Source organism: candidate division WOR-3 bacterium, from assembly GCA_016867815.1.
GTDB lineage: Bacteria > Hydrothermota > Tepidihabitantia > Tepidihabitantales > Tepidihabitantaceae > UBA2258.
The window spans coordinates 1-2,175 of sequence record VGIR01000198.1; the positions used below are offsets into that span (position 1 = coordinate 1).

1 protein-coding gene and 2 tRNA genes are annotated in these 2,175 nt (G+C 62.9%); all 3 read left to right on the plus strand.

All coding sequences use genetic code 11. The annotated features are described in order from the left end of the window. Positions 1 to 39: 39 nt before the first annotated feature. The 3 genes from FJY68_14260 to FJY68_14270 all read left to right on the plus strand — a co-directional run bounded on the left by FJY68_14260 (position 40) and on the right by FJY68_14270 (position 2,051). Positions 40 to 126 (plus strand) — tRNA-Ser (locus FJY68_14260). Positions 127 to 360: 234 nt separating this feature from the next. Beyond that, positions 361 to 449, plus strand: a tRNA-Ser gene (locus FJY68_14265). Between the two features lie 42 nt (positions 450 to 491). Next, positions 492 to 2,051, plus strand: a complete 1,560-nt coding sequence (locus FJY68_14270) for a glutamate--tRNA ligase (protein ID MBM3332986.1) — start codon at positions 492 to 494, stop codon at positions 2,049 to 2,051. The last annotated feature ends 124 nt before the right edge of the window (positions 2,052 to 2,175 follow it).

Consider the following 2,175-nt stretch of genomic DNA (forward strand, 5'->3'; position numbering starts at 1 on the left):
TTAAATTAGGGCGCCATTCACAATCCGGAGAGTCATGCCGGAGGGCTAGCCTAACTGGCAAGGCAGCAGACTTGAAATCTGCCGACTCAGCGATGGGTCTTGCGGGTTCGAATCCTGCGCCCTCCGCTGTCGCGGACGGCGGGCGCGAAGGAACGCGCCCCGGCCGAGTGGCGGCCGGCGGATTCGCTGCTCTGAGCAGTGCGCCTCCTGCGCCCTCCGCTGTCGCGGACGGCGGGCGCGAAGGAACGCGCCCCGGCCGAGTGACGGCCGGCGGATTCGCTGCTCCGAGCAGTGCGCCTCCTGCGCCCTCCGCTGTTCCGGAATAGGGCCTATTGGCCCTGCAGAACCTATGCCGACCGAGGAGAGGTGGCCGAGCGGCCTAAGGCGATCGCTTGCTAAGCGGTTGTACGGGTAATACTGTACCGTGGGTTCGAATCCCACCCTCTCCGTTTATGTTGTCCGACTGACCGTTTGCCACTAGTGTAATCCCGATGAACGAAGTCAGAGTAAGGATCGCGCCATCGCCAACCGGCGCGCTTCATCTCGGGCTGGTTCGCACGGCCCTCTATAACTGGCTGTTTGCCCGGCAGCAGGGGGGGCGTTTCATCCTGAGAATCGACGACACCGATGCCCAGCGAAACATGTCTGAAGTCCTGCAGCCGATCCTTGATGGGCTGCGCTGGCTCGGCATCGACTGGGATGAGGGTCCGCGGGTCGGTGGGCCGAACGCGCCCTACTTCCAGTCACAGCGGACTGAGTCACACCGGGCCGCGGTCGAGGCGCTGATCGCTTCGGGGCGAGCGTACTACGACTACGCGACGACCGATGAGATTGCCGCCGAGCGGCAGGCCGCGCTGGCGAACAAGGAAGGCGTGTTCCGCTACAGCCGGCGCTGGATGGCTGAAACCCCGGCCGACCGGGCGCGGTTCGAGGCTGAGGGGCGAAAGGGTTTTGTCCGGCTCAAGATGCCATACGAAGGTACGCTGGTGATTGACGACTTGGTGCGAGGAAGGGTCGAGTTCGAGTGGCAGCGCGAGCAGGACCACGTTATCCAGCGCGCGGATGGTAGCCCGCTCTATCATCTCGCGAGTATCGTCGACGATCACGCGATGGGCATCACGCACGTAATCCGTGCCGAGGAGCATCTCTCCAACACGCCGCGCCAGATATTCATCCTGCAATCGCTCGGTGCGGAGTTGCCGCGGTTCGCCCACCTGCCGTTCGTGGCCGAACCGGGCAGCCGTAACAAACTGAGCAAGCGCAAGATCCGCGAGTACATGAAGAACCGCGACTTCTCCGAGTTGGTGGCGCGCGGGAACAAGATTGCAGCGGCGCTGAAGCTTGGAGCCGGGCCGGACACATTCAGCCCGGTGGTCGTGGACTTCTACCGTCAGACCGGGTTCCAGCCCGAAGCGATAGTCAACTACATGGCTCTGCTCGGCTGGGCGCTTGACGACAAGACCGAAGACTTCACCCGCGAAGAACTGGTGAAGAGCTTCTCCCTCGACCGGGTGAACAAGTCAGCCGCGAGTTTCGACCCGGGCAAACTGATGGCATTCGAGGTCAGGCACATGCTGGCCCTGCCGGTCGACAAGAGGGTCGAGCTCTGCCTGCCGTTTCTCAAGAAGGCCGGGCTGGAAGCCGCTCCAGACAAGGTCGCGGCAATCATCACGGCAGCGGGCGACCGCATCAAGGTCACCGGGGACATCCTCGACTACACCGATTTCTTTGTGCCAGACGACGAGGTAGTCTTTGACGAGAAGGACTTTGAGAGGGTGTTCGGCAGACCAGGCGCGGCCGAGTTACTCACGGAGTTCACCGGGCAGCTCGCAACGCTCGAGCCGTTCGGCGCCCGGAGCCTTGAAGGACTTCTGCAGCAGTTCGTGGCGGAGAAGGGCATCAGTGTGGGGCAGATAATCCACGTGCTCCGGATGGCCGTGACCGGCAAGGCCGTGGGATTCGGGCTGTACGAGACGCTGACGATTCTCGGCCGAGAGAGCTGCCGCGTCCGCATCGAGTGGGCCCTGCGCAGGGCTTCAGAAAGGAGATAGCGATGTCAGAGGGTAGTGTCGGAATACTTGCGTTCGTCATTGTCGTTGTTTGCGCCTTCCTCGCGTATGTGGTGTCGAGGATTGCCATACGCTCCGGCAGGAGCCGCTATGAACGCCGGATCCG

Bases quoted from the DNA above. Each gene is read 5' to 3' on its own strand.
- FJY68_14270 (MBM3332986.1), top strand. From the start codon at position 492: ATGAACGAAGTCAGAGTAAGGATCGCGCCATCGCCAACCGGCGCGCTT.